General features: G+C 56.9%; 17 protein-coding genes. 4 read left to right on the top strand and 13 right to left on the bottom strand.

What is annotated here, in order from left to right:
• Window positions 1-115 precede the first annotated feature (115 nt).
• From Q5H92_RS26590 to Q5H92_RS26530, 13 genes are all read right to left on the bottom strand, one after another.
• Window positions 116-1030, bottom strand: coding sequence for an alpha/beta hydrolase family protein (locus Q5H92_RS26590; protein ID WP_305014614.1), 915 nt, complete (start codon window positions 1028-1030; stop codon window positions 116-118).
• A gap of 93 nt (window positions 1031-1123) precedes the next feature.
• Complete coding sequence (locus tag Q5H92_RS26585) at window positions 1124-1756, bottom strand: hypothetical protein (RefSeq protein ID WP_305014613.1); 633 nt, start codon at window positions 1754-1756, stop codon at window positions 1124-1126.
• A 213-nt stretch (window positions 1757-1969) separates the two neighbouring features.
• Window positions 1970-2293 carry a hypothetical protein gene (locus Q5H92_RS26580; protein WP_305014612.1) on the bottom strand — a complete coding sequence of 108 codons (324 nt, stop codon included), beginning with the start codon at window positions 2291-2293 and terminating at the stop codon, window positions 1970-1972.
• A gap of 212 nt (window positions 2294-2505) precedes the next feature.
• Window positions 2506-2745, bottom strand: a complete 240-nt coding sequence (locus Q5H92_RS26575) for a T9SS type A sorting domain-containing protein (protein WP_305014611.1) — start codon at window positions 2743-2745, stop codon at window positions 2506-2508.
• 264 nt (window positions 2746-3009) lie between these two features.
• Window positions 3010-3528 carry a hypothetical protein gene (locus Q5H92_RS26570; RefSeq protein WP_305014610.1) on the bottom strand — a complete coding sequence of 173 codons (519 nt, stop codon included), beginning with the start codon at window positions 3526-3528 and terminating at the stop codon, window positions 3010-3012.
• Between the two features lie 45 nt (window positions 3529-3573).
• On the bottom strand, window positions 3574-3894 hold the full coding sequence (locus Q5H92_RS26565; protein WP_305014609.1) for a TfoX/Sxy family protein: 321 nt from the start codon (window positions 3892-3894) through the stop codon (window positions 3574-3576).
• A gap of 490 nt (window positions 3895-4384) precedes the next feature.
• Complete coding sequence (locus tag Q5H92_RS26560; protein ID WP_305014608.1) at window positions 4385-5716, bottom strand: hypothetical protein; 1332 nt, start codon at window positions 5714-5716, stop codon at window positions 4385-4387.
• 27 nt (window positions 5717-5743) lie between these two features.
• Window positions 5744-6100: a hypothetical protein gene (locus tag Q5H92_RS26555; protein ID WP_305014607.1), complete on the bottom strand. Its 357-nt coding sequence runs from the start codon at window positions 6098-6100 to the stop codon at window positions 5744-5746.
• Window positions 6101-6244: 144 nt separating this feature from the next.
• Window positions 6245-6772, bottom strand: a complete 528-nt coding sequence (locus Q5H92_RS26550) for an RNA polymerase sigma factor (RefSeq protein WP_305014606.1) — start codon at window positions 6770-6772, stop codon at window positions 6245-6247.
• Between the two features lie 227 nt (window positions 6773-6999).
• The gene (locus tag Q5H92_RS26545; protein ID WP_305014605.1) at window positions 7000-7464 is read right to left on the bottom strand and encodes a hypothetical protein; all 465 of its coding nucleotides are present in this window, start codon (window positions 7462-7464) and stop codon (window positions 7000-7002) included.
• Between the two features lie 148 nt (window positions 7465-7612).
• Window positions 7613-8884, bottom strand: coding sequence for an ice-binding family protein (locus Q5H92_RS26540; RefSeq protein ID WP_305014604.1), 1272 nt, complete (start codon window positions 8882-8884; stop codon window positions 7613-7615).
• Window positions 8885-9492: 608 nt separating this feature from the next.
• Window positions 9493-10095, bottom strand: coding sequence for a DUF4142 domain-containing protein (locus Q5H92_RS26535; RefSeq protein WP_305014603.1), 603 nt, complete (start codon window positions 10093-10095; stop codon window positions 9493-9495).
• A 248-nt stretch (window positions 10096-10343) separates the two neighbouring features.
• On the bottom strand, window positions 10344-10871 hold the full coding sequence (locus Q5H92_RS26530; RefSeq protein WP_305014602.1) for a hypothetical protein: 528 nt from the start codon (window positions 10869-10871) through the stop codon (window positions 10344-10346).
• A 276-nt stretch (window positions 10872-11147) separates the two neighbouring features.
• Here Q5H92_RS26530 and Q5H92_RS26525 point away from each other — a divergent pair, with 276 nt between their 5' ends.
• From Q5H92_RS26525 to Q5H92_RS26510, 4 genes are all read left to right on the top strand, one after another.
• Window positions 11148-11405 (top strand): hypothetical protein, encoded by a 258-nt coding sequence (locus tag Q5H92_RS26525; protein ID WP_305014601.1) that lies wholly within the window; start codon window positions 11148-11150, stop codon window positions 11403-11405.
• A gap of 367 nt (window positions 11406-11772) precedes the next feature.
• Complete coding sequence (locus Q5H92_RS26520) at window positions 11773-12963, top strand: PfkB family carbohydrate kinase (protein ID WP_305014600.1); 1191 nt, start codon at window positions 11773-11775, stop codon at window positions 12961-12963.
• On the top strand, window positions 12954-14156 hold the full coding sequence (locus Q5H92_RS26515; protein WP_305014599.1) for an adenylosuccinate synthetase: 1203 nt from the start codon (window positions 12954-12956) through the stop codon (window positions 14154-14156). The genes Q5H92_RS26520 and Q5H92_RS26515 overlap by 10 nt, the downstream gene beginning before the upstream one ends.
• 131 nt (window positions 14157-14287) lie before the next feature.
• Entirely contained in the window at window positions 14288-14839 is a 552-nt protein-coding gene (locus tag Q5H92_RS26510) for a hypothetical protein (protein WP_305014598.1), read from the top strand.
• Window positions 14840-14854 lie beyond the last annotated feature (15 nt).

Below are 14854 nucleotides of genomic sequence, written 5' to 3'. Positions count from 1 at the left end.
TCTGTCGGTGAACTGCTTGTGCCCTTGCATAGACCTAAGATACCGCTTACCTCTCGCCTACTTCTGCAACAGCCACTGTGCCTTTCGGAGCTTCCTTTCAACTACGGCAACAGCCTTATTCAAGCTGTTTTACAATCCAAGCCATGCAATTTTTTGAGTCCATAATTGACCAAGAATGAGGATGTTTCATTCCATTCGGCCTTACTCCTTTGTCATGAGTCACTACAATATCAGCGCTCTTGTTCCCTTTCAGTTGCAGTAAGTTTATCATTGCTGAAATATCTGCACAGTTCAAGTCATACAAATCTCTTCGCCTGTTTTTTAACTGCCATTCCACTCCTGGTTCGGTATAAATCCTAACAGGAATAGTTAGCAAATACTTGGCATTTCCACCATCTTTTTGTCGATAAGAAAACATTGAATTTTTGATGTATTCCTCTTTCGCTGTTTCAGGTGTGCCTCCTAAATTTTTCCCTATCTCTTCTAACAACAATTTTGCTTCGTTTACGCCGACTTCTGAAAAGTTTCTTTCTACTTCCCGTTGATAACGATAATACATATTTTCATAGTCAAGCGGTGGGTCAAGTGCAAAAATTGCTTTAGGTACAAAATAAGTTTTTTTGTCTCTGATTGCTCTTTCCGTGTACGTTATTGTCTGCATTCCACCGCCTGAAAGTCCACCAAGGAATATCCTATCCTTCGGCACCTGGTACTTCTCAACTATTTGTTTGGCAACAATATCTAATATTTTCTGTGACACTGTCATTTTAAAGTCGTCATCCTCAATGTTTGGAAAAATAACAATAAAATTATTTTTAACGGCAATTTTATCTAGTGTGATTTGATTCATCACTCCTTCTGCATCTTCTGCCCCACCGTGAAGAATAATAATCATTCCACTTGGTTTTGACTTCGGCACAATTTTAAAGTAGTAATGTGTGCTGTCAATAGTTACTCTTTCAGGGTTTTGAGCCAATACTGTAGTTTGTCCAATTACAAGAAAGAGTGACACTATGATATATTTTACCATTTTGGATTTGTGCGAGTAGTTGGACAAAGAATTACGCTAAATCGTTAGGGTGCCTTGATTTTGGTTCTGGTAGCCAAAGGGCGGGTTTCCACGTTAAGGAGTTGCATTGACGCCACAGAACTGCCGCACAGTGCTAAAGGCCGTCGTTCGCGCAGGTCCACCAGCGCAGGACACCACGTCCAGCAATGCTACTGCCGCAAACAGACGGTGGGCCGTGCGCAGTTGCAGGCGCTCGGCCCCCAGCTCCGTCTTCAAGGCTTTGTGAAACCCTTCGATGAGCCAGCGGGTGGCATAATGACAGGCTTTTTCCCGCGCCTGGGCCAAACTCGCCACGGGGTTGTCGCAGCGCAAGACACAAGCCAACGCCCCGTCCTCCTTCCAAACCCGCACCAGACTAACCGCCACGGCGGGCTCTTTGCCCGGGCTGGCACTTGGGCGTTTAGGCGTTTGCAACCCCACCACGGCACTGAAGCTAATTTGTAACGTTGCCTGACGAGCGGCCTTCCCCGGTCGCGTCCGCAAGGCCAACGTAAAGTGTCCAGCGTCCGGTGGCGCATTTCTCGTGGTGCTGCGGCCGCACAGGACGCGCATGGCCTCGTTGGAGAGCCGCAGTTGCGTGACTAGGATGCGGGCGCCCCGCAGCGCCGAGACTGGGATGCCCTTCGCCGCGGCGTCTTCCACGCACTCGGCCGTGTCCTTCTGGCTCAGGCAGGTTTTGAAGAGCAAGTGGTAGCCCCTTGGGACTCGTTTCGGCTCAGGCTGAGGCGGCGGTTGAGCAGGCGCTCGACGATTCTGGAATACCGGACGGGGGGCGTGAGGCGCATGGGCGAGAAGGCTTCGCGCACAACGGCCCCCGCGGTGGTTTCGGGTACCAAGGGAAAGAAAAAGCCCCGCCGGGTGAGGGCGGGGCTTTGGAGAGCAGTTCTTGCGCGCTGCCGGTTAGCGCACCTGGCCGTCGTGCTTCTGCCGGTGAATTGCGCGGCTGTTGCGGTTTTCGGTGCGGCGCAGGTCTTGGCGCTCCTGCGGGGTCACCACCCCGTCGGCTTTCATGGCCCGCTTTTCGGCCTGCAAGCCAGCCTCGCGGCCCTGCAACCGGGCGGCTTCGCGGGCGTTGAGTTGGCCCGTGGCAACCCCGCGGTTGATGCGGGCTTCCTGCCGGGCTTGGCGGGCATTCACGCCGGGGGTGCGGGTCTGGGCGTGGGAATCGGTCAGGTGGACGGTTGCGAGCAAGGCAACGGCGAAGGCATACGGGCGAGTGTTCATAAAAAAAGGAAGGATGAGTGAGAATAACGGCCTCCTATACGAGGCGCTTCGTGTGGTTAGAGTCCCCATTTTGCCAAGGGTTTAACGCCACCTTTTGCAGGCCGGGCAGTTGCCGTAATGCCGCCGCAGCAATGCCGCGCCGCACCACATTCCCTACTCATCCGCTTCTACTGACTGCCCCCTGTTTGCCCCGCTGCAAAGCTGCCGTTGCGTTATTCTACCACCAGGCGCTGAGCGGCAGCACCGGTTTGCAGCAGGTAGAGGCCGGCGGCCAGGCCAGCGGTTTCGAACACCGTGGCCCCAGCCGGGTATACCCGCACCAGCCGCCCTTGGGCGTCAAACAGCGGCAACGGGCCGGCGGGGGCGGCCCCGTCCAGCCGCACCGTTGCCCCGTGAGGCACCGGATTGGGGTACAGCGTGGGGAGGGCCGCAACGGCCCCGGGCCCGGCCACGAACCGGCGAGTACGTGCCCGGCCCCTCGACATCCTGCTGGCGCAGGCGGTAGTAAGCAGCCGCGGACGCGGCGTCGGAGTAGGCTTAAGCTTGGGCGCTAGCGCTGTTGCCCGCGCCGGGCACGAAGGCCAGTTCCTGCCCGGCGCATCTGCTCACATAAGGATGCGGCAAGGACAAGTATGCTCGGCGGCTGCCCTCCTTTGTTCCTTGCCCGGGGCGTGGGCGTGAAAAAGCTCCGCTTGGGGTGGACAGGGCTTTTCCTCTCACTGCTTCATCGCGGCCTGCATCTGCTCGATTATTAGCTTAGCGGCAGTCGTTATTTTGGTTTGCCATTCTTGCCAGCCAGCAGTTGCTTGTTGTTTTTCTTGCCGTAATATCTCCTCAACTGGAATGCGTTCATACAATGGCGTTATTCCTTCTTCAGCAAAAGCTTCGCCGCTACGGGCAACATACTCAAAGTGGACAAGCATGTAGGAATAGCCACCCTGCGCCGACGAGATAACCAGCTCATAGTTAATATCTCCCTCATGGCCAAAACCAATAAAGGCTACCGGCCCATCCGCTGCAGCATAGGCGGGTTCCATGTGCGCTACCTCCACCATGTACTTCTCAGCGCAGTGCTGCAATGTGGCGGCGGAGGCGCCAGGAACAACCACACGGCCCCGATACGCTATTAGCTTATTCTCTGCATTTACGGGCAGCTTGCCGGCCCAACTCTTCCACGTCTGCCCCTGCACCGAGTAGCTCCACAGCAGCACGCAGAACAGGAGTAGACTTTTCATATCGGAAAGCTACCAATGAAAGGGCTCGCCAAGTAGGCTTCGCCTCTACGCCCCTCCTTTCTTCGCTCGGGTCTTCTTCGGCTTGGGGTCCGGCAGTTCTTCCACGGTCACGGTCACCAATTTCTTCAGCCAATCACGGTCTTCCAAGCCTTCCTCAATCAAGAAGCTCGGCTTGGCCCCGGGATAAGGGGCCGCCTCCACGACGTTAGCCAGGTACGCCCGGCCGGCTGCGGTGGGCTTGACGTACAGCTTATTGTCGCAGACCAGCGCAAACAGCTTTTCCCCGAAATAGAGGCCGTATTCACCGAACATTTTCCGGGCCGTGACCTGCCCGGAAGCATTAAGCTGGTCCAGGATGAAATCCACGAAGTGTTGGGCTGAAGCCATGCAAAGAATGGAATTAGCGGTGGGTGGCGGTAATAGTAGGGCACAAGATAAGATATCTCCCCCTGAACGGCAGGCCACGGCTGGCGTCAATCGGTTACGGAGGCCCAAGCGTCAGGTGTCGTCAGTATCAAGGCATCCCCAGCAGCCCGCGACACACAGCATTACCCCGGGGAAGCGCCGCCCCCGAAGGGCGCGGCAACGTAAAGGCGAGCGTGAGGAAGGCTGCCTGGAGTAGCAGGTGTTTCATCGAAAAAGGCAATGAGCGGATAGAGAAACTGTTGGGTAATCAGGACTTTGTTTTGAGTTTAATAGCCCTGCTTGATAATTCATCAAAACATCCTTAGAGCCTTATCAGCCAGCAAAGTCCGTTGTGCGTTCTGTTGTCCAAAAATAAAAACCCCTCTCTGCAGTGCGCAGAGAGGGGTTTCGTGGGCCCACTTGGTGTCAGCCTTTTGATAGCGCACACGGCTCAGCGGTAAGAAACCCGCCGAATCAGCACCCCGCCCCCGCCCTGGCTTGGCACGGCCTGGTGCACGATACCGGGCAAAGTGGGTGCATTTTTTTCGGTTGCACCCACTGCACCCAGCACCTTCTCCCAGGCCTTGAGCAGCGCCGGGCCGTAGCGTTCGAGGGCGTCGTGCCCGTAAACGCCGGCGTGGCCCAGCGCCTTTTCCTTCAGGTTGGAATCCCCACCGGAACCGAGCATGACCATGTCGGCCCCCGTGTGGCGGGCCGTGTGGGTGCTGACCACTTTGTAGAGGGGCAGCACGGTTTCAACCGGCTCGTTGCGCACGTAGCGCACCCGCACAAAGGGCCGCGTGAGTTTGGCCATGCGGGCCAGTTGCTTCATGCGCCGGCTGCGCTCCTGTTGCGCCGGGATGGGCGGGCGGCCCGCCCACCGTTGCCAGATGGCGGCCGCGGCGGGCGGGAGCGGCAGGCGCACCTCGTCACCGGTTTTGGCCTGGTGAAAGCCGAGCACCGGCGTGGCCGGATAGCCCGGCAAATCGACGGGGGCGACATGGTGGGGGCGCAGGGCCCGCAGGTCGGAGTCGCGCAGCAGGAGCAGCGTTTGGAACGTGAACAGGGCCGCTTCCTCGCGCAGGTCGTCGTCGGTCAACTCCAGGGCCATGAGCGCGCGCAGCTCGGCCGGCTGCAGGGCGGGGGCGCGTCCGTAGCGGGTTTTGATTTTCAGCCAGGCGGGCAGCACCTTGCCGCCCAAGCGGAAGCACTCCCGCAGGAATTTGATGTGCTTGCTCACGGTGCTGTCGACCAAACCCAGCGCGGCCAGGTGGGCCAGGTAGTCGAGCAGGTCTTTGCGGGTGAGGGCCAGCACCGGCCAGGCCGGGTGGTAGGCTTCGAGGTGGCCCACCACCTGCCGGTAGCGGCGGGCGCTGTTGTAGGTCTGGCCGGGGTTTTCGGTCTGCCACAGCGCATAAAAGTCTTGGGGGGTGGTGGCCACGGGTACCTCCACCGCGGCGCGCTTGCCGGCGGGCTTCTTGCCGAGGGCCGCGCGGGCGGCGGCCAAGAGTTCGGCCTCGGTGACGGGCCGGGATTCGGCCGAGGCCAGGGTGAAGACGGCGTTGACGGCCGTTTCCACTTTGGCCAGTTCGTTGTTGAGGCGCGTGGCGTCGGGGTCTTTGCGCATGACCACCTGCCGGGCCTCGGGGCTAAAGTGGGCCGGCCGGCAGCTCACGCCGGTGACCAGCTTGGCCCGCTGCCCGTCCCAGGCCACGTCGAGTACCACGCGGCAGCGGCCGTCGGCGTCGGGGCGGGAAAGGACTTGGCGGTAGGTGAGCTTCATGTCAGCGAAGATACCACCGACGTATTTTCATCGGTGCGGCCGCGGACGATATACCTGGCAATCATCTCCCCCCAGCAACGCCGCCGCTTGTAGCACCACGCCGAGGATGGCCCACCAGCGGGGGTCGGCCAGGACGGCCACGTCGGTGTCGGGCTCGTCGTAGTCGTTTAGTTGGGTTTGCAAGTTCAGTAGCACCGCTCCGGCTTCCTCGCCCAGCCCGGCCTGGCGCCAGCCCTGCGCAGCCATGAACTCGACGAAGTGGCTCTCGATGTAGAGGGCATGCAGCGCGGCGCGGAACCCCTGGCCGAACGGCGGCTCAAAAGTGCTGAGGCCGCGGATGGCCTGGCGCACCTGGTGCTTCCACAAACTAAAGTCCTGGGTCATTTCCGGGTTGGGACGAGGGCCCGCATAGCGGACTGATTGAGTTAATAAACTCATACCTAGAACGTTTTGTTTCGGAAAGTTGGGCTATAAATGTAACACAATACGACCATTAACTTGTCTTTTGCTTTGACAAGTACCGCACACTTACAAGGGCATTCGGCCCAGCAGCTCCCTCGAGCGGCCCATCCAAGTCTTGACGGTGCCCAAGGGTACGTTTAGGAGCTCGGCCGCTTCCAGCTGGGTATAGCCCTGCAAATACACTAAATCCATCACCTGGCGGTATTCCGGGCGGAGGCCCTGTAGCAGGTCCGCGACCCCGATGTGGTCGGGTTGAAAGCCGGACACGGCGAGGGCGTGCGCCCCTGCGTTGTCGAGTCCGCCGGTGCGGGTCGCGAGTTGATGGCGGCCGGTGCGCAAGTAGTCGATAGCAGAATTGCAGCAGATTCTGGCCGCCCAAGTGAACAAGCGCCCCTGGGCCGGGTCATACAAAGCAATGCCTTGCCAGACCTTGAGCATACCCACCTGCACCACGTCCTCGGCGGTGTGGGCGTTGCGGAGGAGACGCCGCACGGCGGCACACAACGCCGCGTGGTAAAGCTGGTAAAATTCGGTCATGGCGCGGCCATCGCGGGCCAGCAGGCGACGCACCAATTCTTCTTCAACGGAAGGCATTCGGGCAGGAAACGTGGAGGAGTCCAACCTACGGGAATTTTCGACAACCCGGGCAAGGAACCCGGCAGATGGGGCCCGCAGCTGGGCAAGCGATGCTTTTCACCCCGCGAAAGCAGCGGCAGGAATCGGGATTGCGACCGCGGCGGGACCGGCAGCCGCCGGACAAGGGCAGCGCCGGAAGTCCCGAGCCCTGTCAGGCGTATGGCATTGGGAGTAGGGCTTCTCTGCTACTCCTCCCCTTTCTTAGCTCGGGGCTTGCGGGGTGGCTTGGGGGTGGGTGGCGGCGTCTGTTCGCGGACTTTCAGCATAGCCATCGCGTGGTCTATTTCCTCGGCGGTGTATCTTTTGTACACTGCCTTTGACTTAGGCTCCTGAAGTGCTACTTCGGGCCAGGTCAGTGGTAGCCCAGGAGGGCTATCGATTGTGATAAAAGGTGTGAATGCTGTGATGAGTTTGCTTAACATTTCGTCACGCTCCTCTTTCTTGTCATACAAGTATTTTATAGGGCGCGTGTCCGTAAACTCCACCTCAATAATATAAGCAATTTCTTGTTCAGGGAGGAATTCGCTATAAAAAGTCCTGTTCTCCGCCGTTAAGCGTACGTCCCTGTCAGAGGCGTAGGTTATCTGAGCAACGTTTAGCAACGCGCGTGTGCCGTTTTTTTGAAACAGGATGAAGGAAGAACCGACCATAAGGAGCAGAAAGAGGCACAACGGCCACCGCGGTCGTTTCGTGTGAAAAGTAGGGAAAGAAAAAGCCCCGCTTAGTGGGCGGGGCTTCTCTACTCACGGTGTTTAAGGCCTGCACGGGCTCGGGCCACCACCGCCACAGGCGCCTTGTCTACTGCTTTTGCAGCCTCAAAGTGGTGGCGATGCCCGATGCCGAAACCACTTTCAGCAGGTAGCTGCCCACCAGTAACTCGCTAGTCGCTACTTGTTCAATTCCGGCCTCGCTGGCTACTTGCTGCTGCTGGGTTCTGCCGGCCATGTCCAGCAACGTAAGGCGGCTGCCGGGCTGCACCCCGGTCACGGTCAGCGTCTGGGCAACCGGATTGGGGAACAGTTGGGCCTGCTCCAGCGCAGCCTGGGCGGAGACGGTACGCAGGGGGCTCAGCGCGAACGTGCCGTCGAGGTCGGTGCTGCGCAGGCGGTAATAGCACCGGCCGGTCACGACGCGCTCGTCCAGCGCCTGGTAATTCTTCGGAGCCGTGCTGGTGCCCGCCGCGGCGAGCAAGGCCACCGTTTCCCAGCCCGTGGTGCCGGTCGCGCTGCGCTCCACGGCAAAGCTGCGGCTGGTGGTTTCGCTGGCGGTGGCCCACTGCAGCAGCACGCGCTGGTCCTGCCGCAAAGTGGCCGAGAACCGCACCAGCGTCACGGGCAACGGGGCACCGGCCACAAACCCGTTCACCACGTTGGTGTCCATGTTAATGGCCCCGCTCCGGGACAATCCCCGGCCCAGCAAAGTGGCCCCTTCGATGAGGTTGATGCCGCCGTCGACCAGTAGCGTACCGCGCATTACGGAGTTCTGGCCCAGGATGAGCAGGCCCCCGACCTGCCAGTACACGTTGCTGGCCAGCGCGCCCCCGGCCAGGGTCACGGTCGAGCCCGCGGCCGTGGTCAGGGCCCCGCTCACCCGCAGGAAAAACACGGCGTTCGGGTCGTTCTGGGCGTCGAGAATCAGGTTGCCGGTCAGCGTGGTGGCCGCGCCCACGACGTAGGCACCGGGCGTCAGAATTTGCTGCGGGGTGCCGCCGTAAACGGTCAGCGGCACCGCGTTCGGGATGCCCGCCGCGTAGGTATAGGCCGTTTCCACGTCGGTAGCGGCTTGCGTGGCCTCGGTATCGGCAACGTGGATGCTGCCAGTCGTGACGACGCCCAGGGGAAACCCGCTGAACGCGCCGGCGTTGGTGCCGATGTCGCCCAGCACGACGGACGGCCCCACGTTGTTGAAGGCGCCCACGGCGGTGAACAGGGCAAAGCTGGACGCGCGGCCTATCGCGGGGGGTACAACCTGGCCAAAAGAGGCCGGGGAGCTGAGCAGGCCAGCGGCCAGCAACAGGCATGTGGCCCGCGCCGAGGCAAAGCGGCGGGCAAAGAAATAAATAGCTTTCACGGGGGGTGAGAAAGTTGCCGACCGGGGACCGGCCGACGCGCCGATGGTTCGGCAGGGACCCAACAGCCGTGCTGATGCCCGCCCAGCCCACGGGGCCGGTGGTGGCACAAAGCCAGTCGGTCGGAGCCAAGACAAGCTCGTGACGACCTGAATCTGAACCTACTAACGCCACCATACGGCTTAGGTTTTGTCATTCCCAAATTGGTTTTGGCGACGCCCACGCCAACTCCCCTGCGGGGCCGCCAGGCAGACAATGCTGCTTTTTTGTCCCAAAATAGGACTCATGGCTGCCCTTCGAGGTGCTCCACGACTTGGTCGAGGGCCAGCACCCCGCGGATGAATTGACCGAGCAGCAGCTGCTCGTAGGCCTGCGGCTCCAGCGCCGTGCCCTGGGCGATGCGCAGGGCTACCTGAACGGCGCGGCGGCTTTGTTCGGTGACGGATGCGGCGGATGCATGGACGGGTCAAAAGCGGTTCTCCGCAGGCAAAGCTCTATTACTGCGTCAATTCTGATAAGTGGAACCGCACCGCTTTTCAAGAGACAAGCCACGAAAAAGCCCCGCTGGGTGAGGGCGGGGCTTTACGTTGCGGGCCTGGACGCCCCGGTGCTACGCGCCCAGTTCGCCCAGAATGCGCTTGGTGATGGCCACGTGCTCTTTGAACGTGGCCAGGGCCAGCGTCGCCAAGTGCCGGCCCTGACTCTCGGCGGGGGTGGTTTTGCCCGCGGAATTCTTCAGGTAGTTTTGAGCCAGGTCGCGCAGAAACTCGTGGTTTTCGAGTTGGGCCTGAATGTAGGCTTTATCGAATGCGGCGCCAGCGGGCGTGTTCTTGATTTTGGCGAGCGTGGCCTGGGCCTTGGCGTCCGGGGCGGGCACGGGCGTACCCAGGTCCTTGAGCACTGTGGTCACGGCGATGGCTTCGGTCAGTTCAAAACCGGCAAACTCCTTGGCGTTCTTTTGCGTGGCCTTGGTGGAGGCAATCTGGCTGGTGGCCAGCGAGAGCTCGGCGGGCCCAATCACGCCTTGCCGGAACTCCTTTTCCGTGGCGGCCACGGGCGCGCCGCTCAGCAGCGGGGCGTTGCCCTCGGCGGCCTCGGCGGGAAAGGAGTTTAACAGGGCGGCCACAACGGGCACGCCCACGCCCAGGGTCAGCGCCGCCGAAACGGATTGCTTGACAAACGAGCGGCGCGGGTTTTCTTCGGGAAAAGGCATGAGCTACGAAAATAAAAAGTAAGAGACGGGGGCTATACTCCCAATCGGGGCATCGCGGCTGGATGCTTGGGCCGCAGGGTTCCACGGGTGAAGTCCCCGAACTCGGGACTAGCGGTGCCAACGGTGCTCCGGCCAGCATATTACCTGTTTCCCAATGGGTTAAAAGTTTTTACCAAGGGGTCAGCAGGTGGCGGAGTGCCGAGACCAGTCAAGCCCCCGGCAGTTGGATAGCTACTGGGGTTCCTCTCCTACTTGCGGCGCGTATAGGGCTTGCGGAGTGGCTTGGCAGCGGGCGGTGTCGGGGTGGTCGGCGGGTTTGGCTCCGAGGTGCGCAGCTCAGCATTGAGCGCGGCTTCCTCCAGCGCGGCCAGGCGGGAGGCAATGAGCTGCTGGCGGCGGTTGCGCTCCTTCTGGCGCTCGGCAGCGCACTTCTCGTGGTGCAGGTAGAGGCGGGAGAGCACGCCAATCGCTTCGTTGGTCAGCGCCAGGCGGGTGACCAGGATACGGCCGCCGCGCAATGCCACGGTGGCCCGGCCGTCGGCTGCCTGCGACGCGTCGTGCTCGGCCGCGTCCTGCCTGCTCAGACAAATTTCGAACACGAGGTGGTAGCCGCCATCGGGCTCGTCCCGGCATAAAGTGATGCGGCGGTTGAGCAGGCGTTCGACGACGCGGTAGTACCGGATGGGAGGATTGGGGCGCATGGGCGGGAAGGTTTCGCGCTCAACGGCCGGGCCTGTCTTTTCTTGTAGGTAACTCACCATAAGAAAGCGGGGCATTCAGTCTGTATTTCTAAAGGTCAACCGTATGTTTTGCCAAGTTGCTATATACCAAATATTCTAAAGAATCACTCTCATTTTGGGATGAAAAAACATTGTTATTCCCAAAATAATTATTTTAAATCAGGTAATAATATTAGGAAAACAGCATGAGGTCTGGCACATTTACGGCTCACTTGCTTTGGCGAAAGGATAGAACTTGCCTTTCTAAGTTGCCCGAGGCTGTCTGCATATATTTGGTCAATCAAAAACTAATGGCCTTATACTTCTCACACCATGGCAAAGACACGGCAATCACCCGAAAACTTAACTGACGAACAAGTACTAAAAGAATTCGTCCGCCGATTTGAATGCGATGGCGCTGTCCTAATCTATTTAGATTCAGCAACAGAATTCGGTTTTGGGAGATGGCGTAATAATCAAGGCAAAGGTTGGGTGGACAATTTATTCCAACGGGTGAAGCAAGATGCCTATATGCCTTCAGACTCAAGCGGTTTCGAAGGAGGAACGGCTGTGTGTTTAAGTAATAAATAATTCAACTTTAACTGAAAATTAATGTCAAAAAGAAAAGACCCAGTAGTAACGCAGTATGTAGCAAAGGTAAAGTCTCTTCCTGATGGGCCAGGAGTTGACAAGTGTTCAGAATTAAGCTTCACGGCTGGGCTACAAGACGTACAGCAGCCTGCGCTTAGCAAGCTTGTAAGAGAGAATTTATATGAGGTTAAATTGGACAACAACGTTCCCAAAGTTTACAATGACGAGGGCGAAATTTGTGGAACAATAATATCTCTCAGAATCACAGAATTAACCTCGTGCTTACGGAATGATAAGCTATTTAGCGCTAAGGTACTAGAACTGAATGGTGATTTGTGCACAGTTGCTGTAAAGGCTAGTTAAACACATGAAGCCTGAGCTTACTATCGTTGGAGGCACGTACCTGGAACTGTGTATAGAGCCAGAATCTCAAGAACTATACGGTTCCGGTATGCGAGCTGCGGCTGCATTATCCCGAAATGTAACGCAGCTTAAGTTTATAAGCTGCGTTGGTCAAGACTATGTCGAAGTAGCCAATTCTGTTGCAAATGCATTTGGTTTTCAAGCTAGTTTTGAAGTAATAGATAGCACGGTTAGCTTCACTTACTACCACCCACTAAGCACTCCTGTAATTTATCCTGAGAGCGCTCTTGCTGAAGAGAAGTTTCTGATGCAGCCAATTAAAGCAGAGGCTTTATTGGTTTACGGACAGATTGAGGCGAAAGTATTTGTAGAAGGCAATTACGTAGTATATGACCCACAAAACCATGTACCGTGGCGAGAAACAGGCTCTAAAGCAAATCACCTAGCACTAGTACTGAATAGCAACGAAGCCTACTTACTCTCTGGACTTTCCAAGTCCGCCGACTTGGAAAGCGTTGGCAAATTTTTGTTAGAGAAGGAGAATGCTGAAGTTGTCATCATTAAGAATGGCTCTAAAGGAGCTTTATCTTTCGATAAACGAGAAGTTTGCTCTATCCCTCTTTTCAAAACTGATAAGGTATGGCCTATCGGTTCTGGGGATATATTCTCGGCTGCTTTTGCCTGGCAGTGGATGGTGGAGAAAAAATCTGCAGGGGAAGCGGCTCGCATAGCATCACTTTGCACAGCGTACTACTGTCAGAGCAGGCTGTTGCCCTTGCCGCTTGAGTTGCCAGTTCTGCAGGCCCTCCCGGCCAAAGCAGATGGACAGATTGTTTACTTAGCTGGGCCTTTTTTCACAATAGCGGAACGCTGGCTCATTAACGAGTTGCGAGACAAGCTTACAGAGTTCGGGAACCGTGTATTTTCACCTATGCACGATGTAGGCCCTGGTACACCTCACGACGTAGTGAAGCCCGATTTAGATGGTATAACTCAATCATCGGTAGTGTTGGCAGTGGCCTCGGGCTTGGATGCAGGCACCTTGTTTGAAATAGGGTATGCAAGGGCGTTAGGTAAGCGAGTAGTAGTCTATGCAGAAAACACCACTGAACATGACCTGACAATGATGATTGGTAGTGACTGCGAAATCGTCGAGGATTTTTCAACGGCGATTTATCAGACGTCATGGCAATAAATTCGTCCCAAAGCGCTTTTATAGTAGTTGGTTTAGGCTTCGGAGATGAGGGAAAAGGCTTAGCTACTGATTATTTATCTAGTGTATCTGCTTCTCCTTTGGTAATACGCTTCAACGGTGGGCACCAAGCAGGTCACACAGTTGTGACCTCTGATGGAACAAGTCATATATTTTCAACCCTCGGCGCAGGGACTTTACGCGGTGTGCCTACTTACTGGTCGAGACACTGCACCTTGGCGCCATCTGTTCTCTTACCTGAAATTGCAAGCTTGCCTATAAAACCGAAGCTTTTCGTGGATGAACTTTGTCCAGTAACGACACACTACGATATTTTGTACAATCGGGCACTGGAGAGCACAAGAAGCACCAATAGGCATGGAAGCTGCGGGCTAGGATTTGGGGCTACTGTACAACGCCATTCTCAGCCAAGTCTCAGGCTTTGCGCTAATGACTTGCTTAGCCCTGCCCTCTTCACACCTATTTTGCAACGCATAAGGGAATATTACAAGGATAAGATAACAAATGAAACAAATTATGATTTTGACGACTTCAATCACGATAGAGAAGATTCTAATTTTTACTCACAAATCCAATCGGTGAATTCCTTACTGGACAGTAAAATAGTAGAATTCGTAAAAGAAGAGGAGATTTTTGGCCCCAGCCATCCTTGGCAGACATTTATATTTGAAGGAGCACAAGGCATTCTACTGGATAAGAAATTCGGTTTCCAACCTCATGTTACCCAAAGCAACACAACTTCTCAAAATGCCATCCAACTCCTGCTTACTCATTTGCCGCATTTAGTTAATGAGGCGCGAATCGTGTATACTACTCGCAGTTATTTAACGAGACACGGAGCAGGGCCTATGCCAGAACTTTCAGACAAGCCTGTTTTGATTAATTTAAGTGATGAAACAAATGTTTACAATGAGTTCCAAGGAGAATTTAGAATAGCTCATCTGAACCTTGACTTGCTAAGATATGCTATTGGATGCGACAGTGAGTTTTCAGCCGGAAATAACAAGTGGCTACTTGTAACTTGCCTTGACCAAGTGAACCACGAACGTTTAACCTGTTGCTATAAAGGTGAGGCGCTAGAACTTTCCTACCGCCAAATCCCAAGCTTCCTGGATTCTGATTTTGAGCGATATTTATTTAGTTTTAGTAGTTGTGCAGACAACTTGGAGAATTAGCAAATTTTGGATGTACCATGTCTTAATAGAAAAAGCCCCAGTGATACTGGGGCTTTTTTGTAGTATAGCTCAGTGCAACTGGTCAACATCATCCGGGCCGCCGCGGCCTTGCTCTTTGCGGCCCTTGTCGTATGAAAAAGCTATTCGTTATTACTTGCCTGCTGGTCGCGGTTAGCGGCCAGCTCCAGGCCCAGACCTGCGCGCTCCCCTGGCTCACGGCCCGCCTCAGCGCCCGCGAGTCGGCCGGGTACAACCGCGGCCCGCTGGTCGACGCCATTGTCCGCGCCGGCGGCGGCGCGCCCGGCCAAGAATGGTGCGGCTTCACGCAGGCCGCCGCCAACCGCAGTTGCGGCCAACCCATCCCCCGCGCGGGGCTGCAGGGCACAGCCCGGAACTGGTTCCCGCTCGCTGGGCCCGACGCCGGCCGCACCGTCTTTCACCGCGCCGCCGGCCGGGGCCGCCTCGACGCCATTGCCGTCGGCCAGAAAGCGGGCTACGATTTTGGCCGCGGCCTGCACCACGTCAACGCCGTGGCCGAGCTGGGCCGGCCGCTGCGCGCCGGGCGGGCGCCGCGGGCGGTCTGGTGTCTGGGCGGCAACGAGGGCACCGGTGCCACGGCGGTGTACGCTTCCCTAAATAGGAGGCCAGTTGTGAGTAGAGAAAAGCGTATTTTCACTACCTGACACCTGCACGATGAA

This window comes from Hymenobacter mellowenesis (genome assembly GCF_030581005.1).
GTDB lineage: Bacteria > Bacteroidota > Bacteroidia > Cytophagales > Hymenobacteraceae > Hymenobacter > Hymenobacter mellowenesis.
Note: the sequence above shows the minus strand (reverse complement) of the source record. Positions and strands in the feature narration are given on the sequence as shown.